At 70.7% G+C, this 328-nt stretch carries 1 pseudogene; it reads left to right on the plus strand.

The features are described from left to right. Positions 1-328, plus strand: a pseudogene (locus RM704_RS45000) (IS200/IS605 family accessory protein TnpB-related protein); the annotation flags it as partial.

Below are 328 nucleotides of genomic sequence, written 5' to 3' on the forward strand. Positions count from 1 at the left end.
ACCACGACACCGGCCGGGACCGCTGGTATGTGACCGCGTCCTGGCAGATCCCGCCCACTCCCACCCTGCCCATCGAGGTGGCACTCGCGCACGGGGTGATCGGCGTCGACATGAACGCCGACCACCTTGCCGCCTGGCGCCTGGACACTCACGGCAACCCCACCGGCAGCCCGCGCCGCTTCTCCTACGACTTGACCGGTACCGCCGGACACCGTGACGCCCAGGTCCGCCACGCCCTCACCCGCCTCCTGCACTGGGCGAAGACCTGCGGGGTGAGGGCGATCGCGGTGGAGGACCTGGACTTCGCCGCCGAGAAGACCCGGGAGAA

It is taken from the genome of Streptomyces gottesmaniae, assembly GCF_031845845.1.
In the GTDB taxonomy this organism is placed as follows: domain Bacteria; phylum Actinomycetota; class Actinomycetes; order Streptomycetales; family Streptomycetaceae; genus Streptomyces; species Streptomyces akebiae.